The sequence below is a fragment of the Micromonospora sp. NPDC051924 genome, from assembly GCF_055586005.1.
Genome location: NZ_JBVJJA010000082.1, coordinates 1 through 17,095, shown reverse-complemented (window position 1 = coordinate 17,095; position 17,095 = coordinate 1). Strand labels below are relative to the sequence as shown.

Annotated in this window: 7 protein-coding genes; all 7 read left to right on the top strand. The window is 66.5% G+C overall.

Going from position 1 to position 17,095, the window contains the following annotated elements:
* The first annotated feature begins 207 nt into the window (after window positions 1-207).
* Window positions 208-9,087, top strand: coding sequence for a golvesin C-terminal-like domain-containing protein (locus ACZ6S5_RS33575; RefSeq protein WP_466006312.1), 8,880 nt, complete (start codon window positions 208-210; stop codon window positions 9,085-9,087).
* Window positions 9,088-9,117: 30 nt separating this feature from the next.
* Complete coding sequence (locus ACZ6S5_RS33570; protein ID WP_466006311.1) at window positions 9,118-9,624, top strand: hypothetical protein; 507 nt, start codon at window positions 9,118-9,120, stop codon at window positions 9,622-9,624.
* A 423-nt stretch (window positions 9,625-10,047) separates the two neighbouring features.
* Window positions 10,048-11,415 (top strand): hypothetical protein, encoded by a 1,368-nt coding sequence (locus tag ACZ6S5_RS33565; protein WP_466006310.1) that lies wholly within the window; start codon window positions 10,048-10,050, stop codon window positions 11,413-11,415.
* Window positions 11,385-12,800, top strand: coding sequence for a polymorphic toxin-type HINT domain-containing protein (locus ACZ6S5_RS33560; RefSeq protein ID WP_466006309.1), 1,416 nt, complete (start codon window positions 11,385-11,387; stop codon window positions 12,798-12,800). The genes ACZ6S5_RS33565 and ACZ6S5_RS33560 overlap by 31 nt, the downstream gene beginning before the upstream one ends.
* Before the next feature lie 129 nt (window positions 12,801-12,929).
* Entirely contained in the window at window positions 12,930-14,879 is a 1,950-nt protein-coding gene (locus ACZ6S5_RS33555) for a WD40 repeat domain-containing protein (RefSeq protein WP_466006308.1), read from the top strand.
* A 455-nt stretch (window positions 14,880-15,334) separates the two neighbouring features.
* On the top strand, window positions 15,335-16,483 hold the full coding sequence (locus tag ACZ6S5_RS33550) for an IS701 family transposase (protein WP_466006307.1): 1,149 nt from the start codon (window positions 15,335-15,337) through the stop codon (window positions 16,481-16,483).
* Between the two features lie 147 nt (window positions 16,484-16,630).
* On the top strand, window positions 16,631-16,948 hold the full coding sequence (locus tag ACZ6S5_RS33545; protein ID WP_466006306.1) for a hypothetical protein: 318 nt from the start codon (window positions 16,631-16,633) through the stop codon (window positions 16,946-16,948).
* The last annotated feature ends 147 nt before the right edge of the window (window positions 16,949-17,095 follow it).

The window sequence follows — 17,095 nt, the reverse complement described above, 5'->3', positions numbered from 1 at the left end:
CCCCCCCCCCCCCCCCCCCCCCCCCCCCCCCCCCCCCCCCCCCCCCCCCCCCCCCCCCCCCCCCCCCCCCCCCCCCCCCCCCCCCCCCCCCCCGCAACCGGGCAGGCCGCGCAGAGCGCGAAGAAGGACGAGGGCGGCCTGCTGGGCCGCCTCGGTGACGCGGCCCGCGGCCTGGTCGACGGAGGTGGCCACCGGGCGAAGCCCGAGGTGGTCAGTGCCGGGCTGTTCCGCGACGAAAAGCCGCTGGCGGGGAAGAAGTGGCCGGCGCAGAAGCGGGTCAAGGAACTGGCCGGCAAGCGCACCGAGAACAGCAAGGTCTATCAGCTGTCGGACGGGCGGTTGCAGGCGGAGATCTCGGCGGTGCCGTTGCACTACCAGGACGGCAAGGGCGACTGGCAGCCCATCGACACCACGGTCCGCCCGGCGAACGAGCGCGGGTACGTGCAGGGCAACCGGACCAACTCGTTCACCAGCCTGTTCGGCGACAGCTCGGACGAGCTGGTGCGGTTCGAGCGGGACGGCCGGAGCATCGAGCTGGGCCTGGCGGGCGCCGCCAAGGGTGTGACGCCGAAGGTGTCCGGGTCGACGGTGACGTATCCGGGTGTGGCCGGTGGCGCGGACGTGGTCTACGACGTGACCAGCACCGCGTTGAAGGAGAAGATCGTCCTGCGGCAGGCGCCGGCCGGTCCGGTGTCGTACACGTTCACCCTGGACACGGCGGGTCTGACCGCGCAGCAGCGCGAGGACGGCTCGATCGCGTTCCTGGGCCGCGACGGCGGTGCGCCGGTGTTCGTGATGCCGGCGCCGTTCATGTACGACAGCAAGGACGACAAGTCCTCCCCGCACGGCAAGGTGTGGAGTGACAAGGTCACCCAGCAGGTGACCCAGTCCGGCGGCACGTCGACCGTCACCCTCACCGCCGATGCCGGCTGGCTGGCCGACCAGGCCCGGGTCTATCCGGTGGTGATCGACCCGACGATCAAGCTGCAGCCGGTGCCGACGGACGCGCAGGACGTGCAGATCTACTCCGGCGCCACCACCACGAATTACAACGACACCTACCAGCTGAAGGTCGGCACGGACGCGTCGAACTCGTACCGGACGCTGATCAGGTTCGACGTCGGTTCGATTCCGCAGAACACGCCGATCGACGACGCCCAGCTGCAGATGTACTACTCGCAGACCCAGTACGCGTGGGGCTTCGACGTGGCGATGGAGGCGCGGCGGGTCACCCAGCCGTGGAGCGAGAGCACCGCGACCTGGTCGAACATGAACGCCAACATGGCCGCCCAGCCGGCCGGCAACATGGTCACCAAGGACGACGGAGACTCCGGCACCTCGGTGGTCGGCACCTGGTCGTACTCGACCAACACCGCGCTGACGCCGCTGGCCATCAACGGCGACTACCGCTTCAACAACGACACCACGACGGGGCACACCCACACCTGGGTGCCGACCATCACCGAGTCGGGCGACTACCAGGTCGAGGTGCACTACGTCTCGGAGGCCGACCGGCCGACGAACGCGCCGTACACGGTCTACTACAACGGCGGGTCGAAGACCTACACCGTCGACCAGACCGGCAGCGGCCTCGGCGAGTGGAAGACCCTCGGCGTGCACCCGTTCGTGGCCGGCACCACTGGCAAGGTGGTCCTCGGCGACGTCTCCGGTAAGTCGGTCATCGCCGACGCGGTGCGGTTCACCAAGTGGGGTGCGACCACCAAGAAGGCCGCCGTCTCCAACGTGTGGAGCTCGTTCCCGGTCCGCAACGTGGTGCAGGACTGGGTCAACGGCACCTACACCAACAACGGCTTCATGGTGAAGGCGGTCGACGAGGGCACCAAGGGCCGCGGCGGCCCGATCTTCGAGGCCTCCGAGTTCGCCTACAACAACGCCCGCCGGGACTACAACCTGCCGAAGCTGGTCATCACCTACGGGCGGCCGGGTGTGCCGGTCAACCCGCCGACGACGCTCACCTCCACCGGTGCCGTGCTGGACTGGCCGGCGTACGTGGACCCGTCGACGAGCACCGCGGACGACGCGGTGGAGTATCAGGTGCACCGCAGCATCTACCAGAACTTCACCCCGTCGGCGGCGACCCTGATCGCGCCGGTGTCCACCAGCACCCGCACGTACCAGGACACCACGGCGATCCCGACGGCGGCGGACAACACCGACCCGCTGGCCCGGAAGTTCTACTACTACATGGTCGCGGTCAAGACGCGCGACGGGCAGGTGCTCGCCGGTCCCACCCAGTCGGCGATCCTGCCGAAGGCCGGCCAGATCACCCGGATCTACCGCACCGGCACCACGGACACCACGCTGTCGCAGACCCGTCCGACGGAGAACGTGGACGTCTACGACGGTGACCCGTACGTCAGCCCGGGCAACAACTCGTCCTACTACGGGGACACCCACGGCCTGGTGAAGTTCCCGACGCTGACCGGCATCCCGACCAACGCCAAGGTCGTCGACGCCGACCTGCGGTTGTACAACACCTCGCTCTACCCGGGCACCGACACCGACGAGTACGTCGACGTCTACAAGCTGACCAAGAACTTCACCGAGACCACGGCGACCTGGAACACCTACAACGGGACCAACGCCTGGACCACCCCCGGCGGTGACTACGACACCTCCTGGAAGGCCAGCAACAACGGGTTCACCAACGACCCCGAGTGGGCCTCCTGGGACGTCACCCCCGCGGTCGACGGCTGGGTGAAGGACTCGACCAAGAACTTCGGTCTGCTGCTGCGGCAGCGGGACGAGGTGAACCAGACCGCGCGGGCGATGCTGCTGTCGTCCGAGGCACAGGAGCCGCTGCTGCGGCCCACGCTGGAGGTCACCTACCTGGAGCAGACCGCGGAGTCGACCTACTACGCGGCCTCGACCCCGGCGCTGGCCACGGCGAACTCCACGTACACGCTCCCGGTGACGCTGTCGAACCCGACCCTGGCGGCGTGGAACCCGACCGACTGGGAGCTGGCCTACGACTGGAAGCGGGCCGACGGTGTCACCGACGGCGCGGACGCCAGCTACGAGGTGGCGACCGCGCTGCCGAAGAGCGTGCCGGCCGGCGGCACGGTCGACGTGTCCGCGCAGGTGAAGACCCCGCCGTCGTCGACGGAGGGGAACAAGCGCACCGACTACGTCCTGCAATGGGACCTGCGGAACAAGCTGACCGGCAAGAAGCTGTCGGAGACTGCGGCGATCCCGGCGCTGCCGCAGAACGTCTCGGTGGAGGAGCCGACCTCCGACCAGCTCGGTCTGGAGAAGTTCTACTCGTACGCGGGGAAGAACACCGGCGCCGGCGGCACCCTGATGAACAACCTGTACTCCGGCAACACCGTCTGGTCGTACGACGCGTTCAGCAACCCCTCACGGGGCCTGTCGAGCTTCGTCCGCCTGGCGTACAACTCGCTGGACACCACCGACACGGTCGCCGGGTACGGCTGGTCGCTGCAGGCGTCATCGATGATGCGCCTCGGTGCCCCGCTGGACTTCCACCCCAACCCGAACCCGACCAAGGTCACCCTGACCGACGGTGACGGCACCAGCCATTGGTTCACCTGGGACGCCGCGGCCAACGAGTGGAAGAGCCCGAAGGGCGTGCACCTCTACCTGCAGAAGTACAGCAGCGTGGACTGCAAGCCCAACACCGATGAGCCGAAGGCCTGGGTGCTCACCCGGCCGGACCGGACGCAGTTCTTCTACGACTGCGAGGGCTTCATCTCGAGCATCGTCGACAAGAACGGCAACGAGATGCTCTTCACCTACGAGGAGCGCAAGTCCAACAACAAGCCGACGAAGTTCCTGAAGTACCTCACCGACCCAACCGGTCGGCAGACGCTGACCATCGACTACTTCGCCAAGGGTCAGACGTACGACTACATCGACGACACCACCTGGAACCGGGTGTCCGGTGCGACGAACCTGACCAACCCGAAGATCATCGACCACGTCTCGCAGATCACCGACATCTCGGGACGCAAGCTCACCTTCACCTACACGGACAAGGGTCTGCTGGGTGAGCTGGTCGACGGCGCCGGGTCGACCAACGGTGCGCTGAAGACGTTCAAGTTCGCCTACGACATGACGCAGGGCAACAAGAACGTCAAGCTGGTCAAGGTCACCGACCCGCGGGGCAACGCGACCAACCTGGTCTACAACTACCCGCAGACCGGGGATGACCCGCAGTTCCACTGGACCACCAAGTCCTACACCGACCGGCTCGGCTACCTGACCCAGTTCGGCTACGTCGACCCGGACGGCCCGCAGGGCAAGAACATCAACGCCACCGTCACCGACGCGGAGAACCACGCCAGCCAGTACCTGCTGGACGGCTACGGCCGCACCTACCAGACGACAAACGCGAAGAACCAGGTGAACAAGCTCGGCTGGGATGACGACCACAACGTCATCCGGCTGGAGGAGGCCAACGGGGCTGTCTCCACCTGGGCGTTCGACCCGAAGACCGGCTACCCGACCGAGACCAAGGACGCGGAGGCGGTCAAGAACGGCACGCCGGGCACGGTACTGACCTACCAGTACCAGCTGGGCGGCTACATTGCGGATCTGCTCACCAAGACCAGCCCCGAGGGGCGCAAGTGGAGCTTCGGCTACACGGGCGAGGGTGATCTGGCCACCGTCACGGACCCGATGGGCAACTCGACCAGCACGGCCGGTGACTACACCGCAATCAACACCTACGACACGTGGGGGCAACTGCTCACGGCGAAGGACGCCAACGGCAACGTCACCACGTATAGCAACTACGACCCGAGCGGTTACCCGCAGACGATCAGCGACGCGCTGAACGCCTCATCGAACTTCGTCTACGACCCGCGCGGCAACGTAACCGAGGTTCGTAACGCCAAGGATGCCAAGGTCACGCAGACCTACGACACCTTCGGTCGACCGCTGACCAAGGTCGAGCCGGTGAGTGGTAGCCGTGTCCTCACCACGCAGGCTCCGGTCTACGATGCCAACGACAACATCATCACGGCGTACGCGGCGAACGGCACGGCGACGACGTCGGCCTACGACAAGGCCGACCAGATGATCGAGTCGGTGGCACCGAAGGACGAGGCGACCGATCCCGATCGCAAGACGACGACCACGTACGACAAGGTCGGCAACGTCCTGAGCGTCACCGAGCCCGAGGGCAACCTGACGAGCACGGTGGGCGATTACACCACGACCACCGTTTTCGATGAGATCTACCAGCCGATCGAGGTCCGCAACGGCAAGGGCCAGAAGGTGTCCTCGGTCTACGACAACGTCGGCAACCTGCTGACGCTGGTCGACGCCAAGAAGAACGAGACGGCGGACCCGGCGGACTTCACCGCCAAGTTCGAGTACGACCTGGTCCACCGGATCGTCAGGTCCACCGATGCCGCCGGCCAGGTGACGACCACCCGCTACGACCGGGACGGGCTGGAGATCGGCGAGACCGACGCCGAAGGCAACGAGACGCTGTCGACGTACGACGCCCGCGGCATGCTGATCGAGTCGAAGGTGCCGTACGCCAAGGACGCCGCCGGCACCATCACGTACCGCACTTCGAAGTACGAGTACGACCAGGTTGGTAACCAGACCAAGGTCGTCACGCCGCGGGGCACCGCGACGGCCACCGACCTGGACGACTTCGCCCAAGTCACGGTCTACGACGCGTTGAACCGGGCCAAGGAGGTCTGGTCGGCCTACGACAAGGACGACAGCCGCTACAACACCCCTGACAAGACCCTCTACACCTACGACGAGGTCGGCAACCTGGCCAAGGTCAGCGCGCCCCCGTCCGACGGGCAGACGGTCCGGAACGACACCACCTACACCTACTACGACAACGGATGGACCAAGACGTCCACCGACCCCTGGGACATCGTCAACTCTTTCGACTACAACGACCTGGGCCAGCAGACGAGGAACACGCTGACCTCGGCCGGAGGGTCGGTCTCGCGGACGATGACCTGGGACTACTACCCCTCGGGTAACCAGAAGGCGCGGTCGGACGACGGCGTTCCGGTCGGCAAGGACGTGGTCCTGGTCGACAACTCCGACTCGAACAACACCGCGACCCAGGGCACCTGGACCTCGGGTGCGGCCACCGGGCAGTACGGCTACGACGTCTCCTCGGCCCCGGCTGGTAGCGGGTCGGCGCAGTTCAACTGGCAGTTGAACATCCCGCGGGATGGCAGCTACGAGGTGTTCGTCCGGCATCCGCAGGTCAGCGGAGCCGCGACGGACGCGAAGTTCACCATCACCTACAACGGTGGCAGCGTCACCAAGACGGTGAACCAGACGCAGAACACCGGCGCCTGGATCAGCCTGGGCAGCTACTCCTTCCTAGAGGACGGTGTCCAGAAGATCACCCTCACTGACCAGGCGACGGGCAAGGTGCTCGCCGACGCGGTCAGGCTGGTGCGCGACAACACCGGCGAGGCCGATAACGAGAAGAAGGAGTTCACCTACCGGTACAACGCCAACGGGCTGATGACCCAGGTCAACGACCTGAGCCCGGGGGCGAAGATCGACACGTACCGGATCGGCTACGACGAGCTCAACGAGATTGCGAAGGTCGAGGAGGTTGCCGGCGGGACGGTGAAGAACACCACCGCCCTGACCTACGACGCCAACGGCAACGCGCTCACCTCGACCCACGACCTCACCTGGTCGAAGATCGATTACGACACGCGGGACATGGTCGCCAAGGTGACCAACGCCGATTCGCCGACGGCGGGCAACCAGCAGATCTCGACGTTCGCCTACACCCCCGACGGGCAGGTGCTCAAGCAGACGAAGCCCAACGGCAACACGGTGGACTTCGAGTACTACCTCGACGGGTCCACCAAGCACCAGGTCGAGAAGACCTCAGGCGGCACCGTGGTGGCTGAGCACACGTTGGAGTATTCCGCCAACGGCAACCCGTCCAAGGACGTGCTCAAGCTGATGAACGCCGACAACGCGTCGGACTACATCGACAACACCTACGCGTTCGACTACGACCCGCAGGACCGGGTCAGCCGGGTCAACAAGACCGGGGACTCCTCGGCGGTAGAGACCTACGACTACGACAGCAACGGAAACGTCGTGTCGCAGACCGTGGACGGGGTGACGAGCACCAACAAGTACGACCGGAACCGACTGCACTCCTCCACCGCGGGCGGCGTCACGTCGACGTACAACTACGACCCGCTGGGGCGGCTGGACACCGAATCGGTTGGCGGCCAGCGGGCGCAGAAGTACTACTACGACGGCTTCGACCGCACGTCGAAGACCACTGCGGGTACCGGTTCGACTGCGAAGTCGACGACCTACGTCTACGACCCGTTCGACCGAACGGTTTCGCAGACTGCTGGCTCGAAGACGACGGCCTTCACCTACCTCGGCATGGATAACAAGGTGCTGCGGGAGGAGGTCGCCGGCAAGGCGGAGAAGTCGTACCAGTACGCGCCGTGGGGTCAGCAACTGACCCAGATCAAGCACAAGGACGACGGCACCCGCGAGTACTCCCAGTTCACCTACCGGCCGCGCGGCGACGTCGAAGCCATTACGAGGGAGAACGGTAACACCCGGGCAACCTACGGCTACACCGCGTACGGCCAGGACGACGAGTCGCAGTTCACCGGTGAGGACAAGCCGGATGAGGCGAACCCTGACGCCGAGCCGTACAACGCGTACCGGTTCAACGCATCGCGCTGGGACGTCGGTTCCAAGACGTACGACATGGGGTTCCGCAACTACGATCCGGGTCTGAACCGGTTCCTGACCCGGGACGCCTACGGCGGCGCCCTGGCGGACATGGGCCTGTCGACGGACCCGTTCACCAACAACCGGTACGCCTTCGCCGGCGGTAACCCGATCACCTTTGTAGAGCTCGACGGCCACCTGTTCGGCATGTCCTGGTCCGACATCGGCCACGCGGCGCTGGACGTGGCGGGCATGGTGCCCGTCATCGGGGAGGTGGCAGATGTTGCCAACGGCATCTGGTACGCCGCCGAGGGTGACTACGTCAACGCCGCGTTCTCCCTGGCCTCGGCAATCCCGCTGGCGGGCAACGTGGCCACGGCGGCGAAGTGGGGCAAGCGGGGCGTCGAGGCGGCGGACAAGCTCAACGACGCCCGCAAGGCGGAAAATGTCGTCGAGGCCGGCAACGACGTGCGCAAGCAGGCCGACAACGTGCCGACCAAGGCGGCGGACGAGCCGGCGGCGCCCAAGGTCGAGTGCAACAGCTTTGTGCCCGGCACAAAGGTGATGCTCGCTGACGGCGCCAGCAAGCCGATCGAGCAACTGAAGCTCGGCGACGAGGTTCTCTCCTCGGACGTCGAGACGGGCGACGTCCAGATGCGTCCGGTCACCAACCTGATCACCGGTAACGGGGTCAAGCACCTGTACACGATCACCGTCGACACCGATGGCAAGACGGGATCGGCGACCGGCACCATCGTGGCCACCGGGGGTCACCCGTTCTGGCTGCCCGATGTCGGCATGTGGCTCAAGGCCGAGCAGCTCAAGCCCGGCATGTGGCTGCAGACCTCGGCCGGCACCTGGGTGCAGATCAGCTCGATCAAGCACGAGACTCGTCACCAGCGGGTCCACAACCTGACGATCGAGGGTGTTCACACCTACTACGTCCTGGCTGGTGACAGCCCGGTTCTGGTCCACAACAGCAACTGCCCTACCGACCAGAAGCTGCTCGAGGACGCGCAGGCGCTGCACAAGGAATACGCCTCCCATCTGCCGGTGGCGAAGCAGGAGAAGGCCCTCGACAAGATCACTGTGGCGACGGCGCACATCGGCGGCAAGAAGTACTACGCCGTCAGCAGCAACCGGACCTCCAAGGCGATGCGGGACCTCGCCGAGTCGCTCGGATACGAGCGGGTGAGCGGCAAGCGTTTCACCCAGTTGCTGCCGAAGCAGACTCACGCCGAACACATTCTTCTGAATGCCCTGAAGAGAGGAGAAATATCTGGCGGTGGTCGGATCGCTCCGCACCGTAAACCGTGTGTGCCGGGGACCAAGAGTTTCCAGGGATGTGCGGCACGAGTATCGTCGACACCTGGTGTCAGGATTGTCGGATGGGGCTGATCGGTGAGAACTCTGTGGGATCGTGAAATGGTGGACGAGGCCGAGCTTGTCGGCCGGCTCTCTCCGGCGGGTCGGATGGAGCTTACGCGACAGGTCCTCGACTGGACGATCGACGCGTTGCCGAGCGATGCTCGGGAGCTCCTGATCGGACGCCCCGGCGAGGTGGTCGACGCCGCCATCAGCGACATCCGTGCCGTGGCCAACGGTGCGGAACCGACGGAGGAGGCGGACGAGATCGAGGACGAACTCCTTGAGCTGTCCGACGAGGTCGAACTGCAGTCGCTCTGGCAGCTGTTCAACGCCTTGTCCTACTGCATCGGGCTCGACTCATCCGATTTGGAGACGGCCACCACGCAGGAAACGATGTCCGCCTGCTACGACGTCATTCGCGACTGTGAGGACCTGCCCGAGTTCCCCGTGGGTACGGACGAGGCAACGGTTCTGGCAGCGGAGCGAGCGAACGACAACTGCATGCGAGCCATCAACCAGCAGAAGGAGTTGATCGGCGAGACGCTACGTCGTGACGCTGGTCAGTAGCCCCGACGCGTTCGAGTAACGGCTGGTGCACCCGTCCCATCCAGGGGCGGGTGCACCGTCGCGTCGAGGCCCAGTGAGCAGGCCGTCGGTCGTGGGCTGCCGTCATCACGTACGAAGAGCCGCAGGTCACCGGCGTGGACAAGCGCCGGGCTGGGGGGTCGTTCGGAGGGGCCATCGGTGGTCTCGAGCGAGGCCCGTGACGAGGACTGCCCTGTCCGAGTTGTCGCCGGGGTGGGGGAGTAGCGCGTCCCCACCCATTAGCACGTTGTGTCTTGAGTCGGGTGTATTGGAAAATTTCTTGAGTCGGCATCAGATCACCGACCACTTGGAGCATGTCTCAAACGACACTGCCGCTAGAGCCTTAGGGAATTGCCGGCGGGCCCTTCTGTTCTCTCATGAGCACATTCACCATCACCTGCGGCGGTGCTTGCCGAGGCGGTCAGGCTGGTGCGGGACAACTCCGCCGACGTCGACAACGAGAAGAAGGAGTTCACCTACCGGTACAACCCGAACGGGATGATGGTCGAGGTCAAGGACCTCAGCCCGGGCGCGAAGATCAGCCGGTACGACGTCGCGTACGACCAGCTCAACCAGATCTCCACGGTCAAGGAGTTCGTCGGCGCGACCGACAGCACGCCGAAGAACACCACGGCCCTGACCTACGACGACAACGGCAACCCGCTCACCTCGACCCACGACCTCACCTGGTCGAAGATCGAGTACGACGAGCGGGACATGGTCGCCAAGGTGACCAACGCCGACTCGCCGACGGCCGGTAACCAGCAGATCTCGACGTTCACGTACACCGCCCGCGGCCAGATGCTCAAGCAGACCAAGCCCAACGGCAACACCGTGAACTTCGAGTACTACCTCGACGGCGCCACCAAGCACCAGCTGGAGAAGACCTCCGGCGGCGCCACCGTCGCGGAGCACAACCTGCAGTACCAGGCCAACGGGCACCCGTCGCGGGATGTGCTCAAGTTGATGAACGCCGACAATGCGTCGGACTACATCGACAACACGTACGTCTTCAGCTACGACCCGCAGGACCGGATCGCCAAGCTGGACAAGACCGGTGACAGCACCTCGACGGAGACCTACACCTACGACGCCAACGGCAACACGGTGTCGCAGACCGTCGACGGGACGACCAGCACCAGCAAGTACGACCGGAACCGGCTGCACTCGACCACCACGGCGGGTGTGACGTCGACCTACAACTACGACCCGCTCGGGCGCCTCGACACGGTGTCGGTCGGTGGCCAGCGGGCGCAGAAGTACTACTACGACGGCTTCGACCGGACGGCGAAGACCACCTCGGGCATCGGCTCGAACGCCAAGTCGACGACCTACGTGTACGACCCGTTCGACCGGACGGTGTCGCAGACGACGGCGTCGAAGACGACGGTCTTCACCTACCTGGGGATGGACAACCAGGTGCTGCGGGAGGAGGTCGCCGGTAAGGCGACCAAGTCGTACCAGTACGCGCCGTGGGGTCAGCAGCTGACCCAGATCAAGCACAAGGACGACGGAACTCGCGAGTACTCGCAGTTCATCTACCGCCCGCGTGGTGACGTCGTTGGTATCACGAAGGAGGACGGCAAGACCCGGGCGACGTACGGCTACACGGCGTACGGCAAGGACGACGAGTCGCAGTTCACGGGTGTGGACAAGCCGGGTTCGACGCCGGAGGGCGAGGAGCCGTACAACCGTTCCGGTTCAACGCATCCCGGTGGGATGCCAACTCGGGCACCTACGACATGGGCTTCCGCAACTACGACCCGGGTCTGAACCGGTTCCTGACGCGGGATGCCTACGGCGGTGCCATGGCGGACATGAGTCTGGCGACGGATGCGTTCACGGGTAACCGGTACGCGTTCGCCGGTGGGAACCCGATCAGCTTCGTGGAGTTGGACGGGCACCTGTTCGGGATGTCGTGGTCGGACATCGGCCATGCCGCCCTGGACGTCGCCGGGATGGTGCCGGTGATCGGTGAGGTCGCCGACGTCGCCAACGGCATCTGGTACGCGGCCGAGGGCAACTACGTCGACGCGGCGATGTCTTTGGCCTCGGCGATCCCCCTCGCCGGTAACGCGGTGGCGGCGGCGAAGCTGGCCAAGACGGGTAAGAAGATCGCCGACGGCATCGACACCGCCCGTGACATCGAGAAGGCGGCCGAGAACGCCAAGAGCCTCGAAAAGGGCGTGGAAGGCGCCACCGACCTCGGCAAGACGCCGACCAACACCCCCAAGCCGAAGACCGACAACCCGACGACACCGGCGAAGTGCAACAGCTTCGTGCCGGGCACCAAGGTGCTGCTCGCCGACGGTTCCACCAAGGCGATCGAGGACCTGAAGCTCGGTGACCAGGTCCTCGGCACCGACGTGGAGTCGGGTCAGAACCAGGGTCGTGAGGTTACCAACGTCCGCAGCCACGAGGGCAGCAAGACGCTGGTCACGATCACGGTCGACGTGGACGGCAAGACCGGGTCGAAGACCGGGTCGATCACCTCCACAGCGGCGCACCTGATCTGGCTGCCCGACGCCGGACAGTGGGTCACCGGCGGTGACCTCAAGCCCGGCATGTGGCTGCAGACCGCGGCCGGCACCTGGGTCCAGGTCACCGCCATCACCAAGACCGTTCGCCATGAACGAGTCCACAACCTCACCGTCGAGGGCGTCCACACGTACTACGTGCTCGCCGGGGACAAACCGGTCCTGGTGCACAACTGCGAGGTCGAGTGGAAGAACGAGAACGACCCGAACTTCCCGAACCGCAACGTCGACACCGGTCCGCAGGACGCCTTCCCCGATCCTTCGGTGGTGCGCAGCAGCAACGACGGTATGGGACCCCTCCGCGACGGTGACCACCACTTCGTGGTCACGCCGAACAACGAGGTACGGGCCGTGCACGACGATGACCTCGCCGACCTGTGGGACCAGGACGTCTGGCCCGGTCACACGAGCCTGGCGGGATTCGACGCTGCCGGGCGACCCAACCCGGTGCTCATGGCGGGTCGGTTCACCGCCAACAACGGCAGGATCACGTCCTACGACAACTGGTCCGGCCATTACCAGCCACAGCAGTACGGCGGCCGGATGCTGCAAGACATCGCGAAGGGCGCGTTCACGGCCGCAGGTTGGGCGGGTCGGAGACTGCGATTCCGGCAGTACTGACCGAGATGGGGCAAGCGCCCCGGACGTTGTAGGGCGATAGCCGGAACTACACCGGGCATCGCGGGTCACGGCCCGCGATGCCCGGTCCTATGACCGGTGACCAGTAAGGTTGCCTCTGAGGAGGGATGGATGTCGGGGCTTTGGCGGACTGTCTGGGCGACCGGTCAGGACATCCCGCGCATGGGCCGTCTCGTGCGTACCGGTCCGGTGCTCGCGTTGGATGCGGGCGGCGATGATCTGCGCCCGCTTGCAGCCGTCGTCGCCGGGCATAGTCCCGCCGACGCCGCCGGTGATCGTCTTCAGGTGTGGGACATCGTCTCGGGACAGCTGACGACGGCGCCGGTGGAAGCCGCCGTGTGCGTGGCGGTCGGCGCGTCGGCGGATGGTGCAGTCGCGGTCACCGGGCACACGGACGGCACGGTGCGAGTCTGGGCGTTGCCGGACCTGACGGTGCTACGGAGCTGGCGCACGGGTCTGCAGGGCGTCGAGGACGTTCGGGTGGCCGGGCCGGCCGCATACGCGGTCGTGGTGACGCTCGGCGCCGACGGTGCGGTGGCGCGATGGTCGCTGGAAACCGGGGGATCCCTGGGCACGCTCGGCGTTCCGGAGTCGCTCGCGATCTGTGCCGGGCGGCTGGTCTCCGGCCGGCACGTGGTGGTGGCCGCCGGGCGCAAAGTGTCGTTGTGGGACGCGCACAGCGGGCAACGGCTGCCGCTGCCGGTCGCGGATCAGCAGGCTCCCGGCGGTATCGCCGCGGTCCTGCTGTCGGCACGAGACGGGCGGGATGTGCTGACCGTCGTGACGGGGCCGCGCGAGCTGGTCATGTTCGACGTAGCCACCGGTGCACAGGTGGGCGGCCGGGTCGACGCTCACGTCGATGACTTTCCGCCGCACCACGGACGCATGTGGGGCGGCAAGCGTGCCCGGCCGCGGCTGGCGATGGTGAACGAGACCGTGGCGGTGCCGACGAAGTGGCGAGTCCATCTCTGGGATCTGCCAGCTGCGACGCCTGCCGGGCCGTCGTTGCCGGGGCCGGTGCGCAAGCCGGTGCTCGCATCGGTGCGCTGGGAGGGGCGTGATTGGCTGCTGACGGGGTCGGCCGAGGACGGCATGGTCGGGCTGTGGGACCCGGACGCACCGCCGCAGCGATCGGCGGGCTTCCGTCAGCCGGTCGCGCGGCTGGCCATGGCGGCGTCCGGCGTGGTGGTCTGCGCCGACGAGGGTGGGACGATCGCAGCGCACCGGGCCGAGGACGGTTCGCTGGTGACCGCGCCGACCAATACCCAGGTGCGAGGCGTCGTGTCGCTGGCGGCCTGGGTGGACGGGACGAGGGTGCGAGCGGCCACCGGAGCGGGGTCCCCGGATGCGTCGCACCCGTGGCTGCAGCGGTGGGACCTCATCCTGCGCGAGCAGATGCAACCACCGATCAAGGTCAGCGTCCCCCAGGTGCGGCACGTGGGCATGGCCACGGTCCGGGGCGAGCGTGTCCTGGTGGTCATCGACCGCGAGCTGCTGCGTCTGCGGCGGGCCGACGACGGGACACTGATCGACGAGGTCCGCAAGGAACGAGGAACCTACCGGCTCGTGACCGGCCCCTCCGAGGGCGGTCCGATCGCGGTGGTCTCGGCGATCGGCCGGCCGCCCGAGGTGTTCCGGCTGGACCAGTTGAGTGCACCGCCGTCGCCGATGCCCGGTCTTGACGGCGGCTTCGTCGCCGCTCTGGACGGCACGCGTCTGGTCGCCGGGAGTCTCGCCGAGCGCCGGTCGGGATGGCGTACGGCGTGGGCCTGCGACCTGTCGGGCCGCCCGCTCGGTCCGGAGGTCGTCGGCGCCCCGATCACCTCCGTCGCGATCGCCACCTGGCCCGCAGTCTTCATCGCCCGCACTGATGGGACAGTGTCCCTGATTGATCTCGAGTCCGGCCAGGAGCTGTGCCCGGCACTGCAACTGCCCGCGGAGCCTCGCAGCATCGCCACCGACGACCTGGACGTGCTCGTGGGCGTTGGGGCCGATGTCGCGAGGTTCACGCCGCCGGTCGCCAAGCCTCTTCGGCGTGCTGACGATCGTGATGGAGGATAGAGCGGCGAGATCGGAACCCTCGTTGAGGCCATATCCGGTATCGCGGTGATCCTCAGCGCGGCCCATCTCACCACCGTGGGCTGGTTCGGGCAGGCAGCGTGACATACTCCATTTCGTGTAGCTACTGCAGATCCAGCCAGGCGGCTTGGCCTGAAACATCGGTGCTGGCAGTCTGCGTATTGATGAATCATAGGTGCCACGGAGATCGAGGCTCGCGGGAGTATTCGCAGTTCATCTACCGGCGGCGTGGGGACGGCATCGGTATCACCAGCCTGGCGGCCCTGGTCAGACACATGGATCTCGACGTGCTCCACGTCAACGGTCCTAATACGGCAGCCGCCGTTTGAGATCTTGCTGGTGAACCGGGGTGGACGCGGGACGGCCACCGCGTGATCGTCTGTGCGTTGTGGACACAACATCAGATCTTGCGGTGGCCGCGTGCCACAGCGTAGCCGTTGCTCGGTGGGAGCGGGTGCTGGCCGGGGTGCTGGGGTGCTTCGCGGGCCGGTTTCGGGCGAGTGGAACCGCGCCGTGCGGCGGGAGAGTTCGTGTCGGGGCTGCTGTCCGATCTTGAGGTCAAGACGTGTTGGCAGTTGGCCGAGCAGGCCGGGCACGCCCGGCCTGACGCGATGCAGCGGCTGCTGTACCGGGCGGTGTGGGACGCCGACGCCGTCCGCGACGACCTGCGGCAACTGATCACCGACCGGTTCGGCGGTCCGGACGCGGTCCTGGTGGTCGACGAGACCGGTGACCTGAAGAAGGGCACCCACACGATGGGGGTGCAGCGCCAGTACAGCGGCACCGCCGGGCGGATCGAGAACAGCCAGGTCGGGGTGTTCCTGGGCTACGCCGGCGCGGGCGGGCACACCCTGATCGACCGACGGGTGTATCTACCAACGTGGACCGACGACCGGGACCGCTGCCAAGCCGCCGGCGTGCCCGACGAGACCGAGTTCGCCACCAGGTCAGAGTTGGCGGCGGACATGATCACCGCGGCCCTCGACGCCGGGGTGCCGGCAGGCTGGGCCGCCGCGGACCAGGCATACGGCAACAGCGCCGCCTTCCGCGCCCATCTGCGCGGACACGAGCTCGGCTACGTCCTTGCGGTGTCCCGCAGCCACCTGGTCCCTCTCGACGGCGGCAAGACCCGAGTTCGCGCCGACCGGATCGCCGCCGACCTGCCCGATTCGGCGTGGCAGCGCCGCAGCGCGGGAGCCGGATCCAAGGGCCCGCGCTTCTACGACTGGGCGTGGCTCGACGACGTGTGCACCGACGCTGACCCCGACGACGGCGGCCACCACAGCCTCCTGATCCGCCGCAACACCACCACCGGTGAGCTGGCCTTCTACCGCTGCTGGACCCCGAGCCCGGCCACCCTCGCCCAACTTGTGCGGGTCGCCGGCATCCGCTGGACCGTCGAAGAAGCCTTTCAGGCCGCGAAGAGCCAGGTCGGCCTGGACCAGCACCAGGTCCGCCGCTGGGACTCCTGGCACCGCTTCACGACCCTCGCCCTGGCCGCCCTCGCCGTCCTGGCGATCTGCGCCGCCGACGCGACCCACGACGACCCGACCGACACCGGACTGATCATCGGGTTTGACGCCTGAGGTGATCGCGGTGCAGAAGTCCTACGCCTCGAACCGTGGCGGCGAGGAGTTCTTCATCGAAGGGTATCTACAGCGAGGCGCTAAACTGACAAACAAGGACCCGGCCCTTGGCTTCAGTAAGCCCGCACGTGGACGCAAGTTCGTTGGATGCATGGACGCCTTCTTCGAAGAATTGATGGGGTAGTCATCAACATGTTCATAGACGTGTACTTCCCTCCAGGATTACCGATAGACAGAGACGAGATCGAAGAGGAGTTTGCCGATCTCGAGGAGTTCGAGGTTGTTGGAGCCGGCGTAGGCGAGGAGGGTAGCAACCTGGACCTGGAAGTGGTTTCTTCGATCCATCGAGACGAGGCCATGCGAGAGGTGGCGCAGGTGCTGGACCGGCTCGGCGTCGCTGATGGTGCCCGTTTGCGGGTCTCGGACACCGGCGAATCCGTAGCAGTCTCGGCTCTACTCGCTTAGGCTCCAGTCGATATTTTGCTCACTGAAACGGGGCACCGGGGGGGGGGGGGGGGGGGGGGGGGGGGGGGGGGTGGGGGGGGGGGGGGGGGGGGGGGTGGGGCCGCGCTTGGCGGTAAGGGGGGCGGGGATACCGGTGCGAGAAAAAGC

Bases quoted from the DNA above. Each gene is read 5' to 3' on its own strand.
- ACZ6S5_RS33555 (WP_466006308.1), top strand. From the start codon at position 12,930: ATGTCGGGGCTTTGGCGGACTGTCTGGGCGACCGGTCAGGACATCCCG.
- ACZ6S5_RS33545 (WP_466006306.1), top strand. From the start codon at position 16,631: ATGCATGGACGCCTTCTTCGAAGAATTGATGGGGTAGTCATCAACATG.
- ACZ6S5_RS33560 (WP_466006309.1), top strand. From the start codon at position 11,385: ATGGGCTTCCGCAACTACGACCCGGGTCTGAACCGGTTCCTGACGCGG.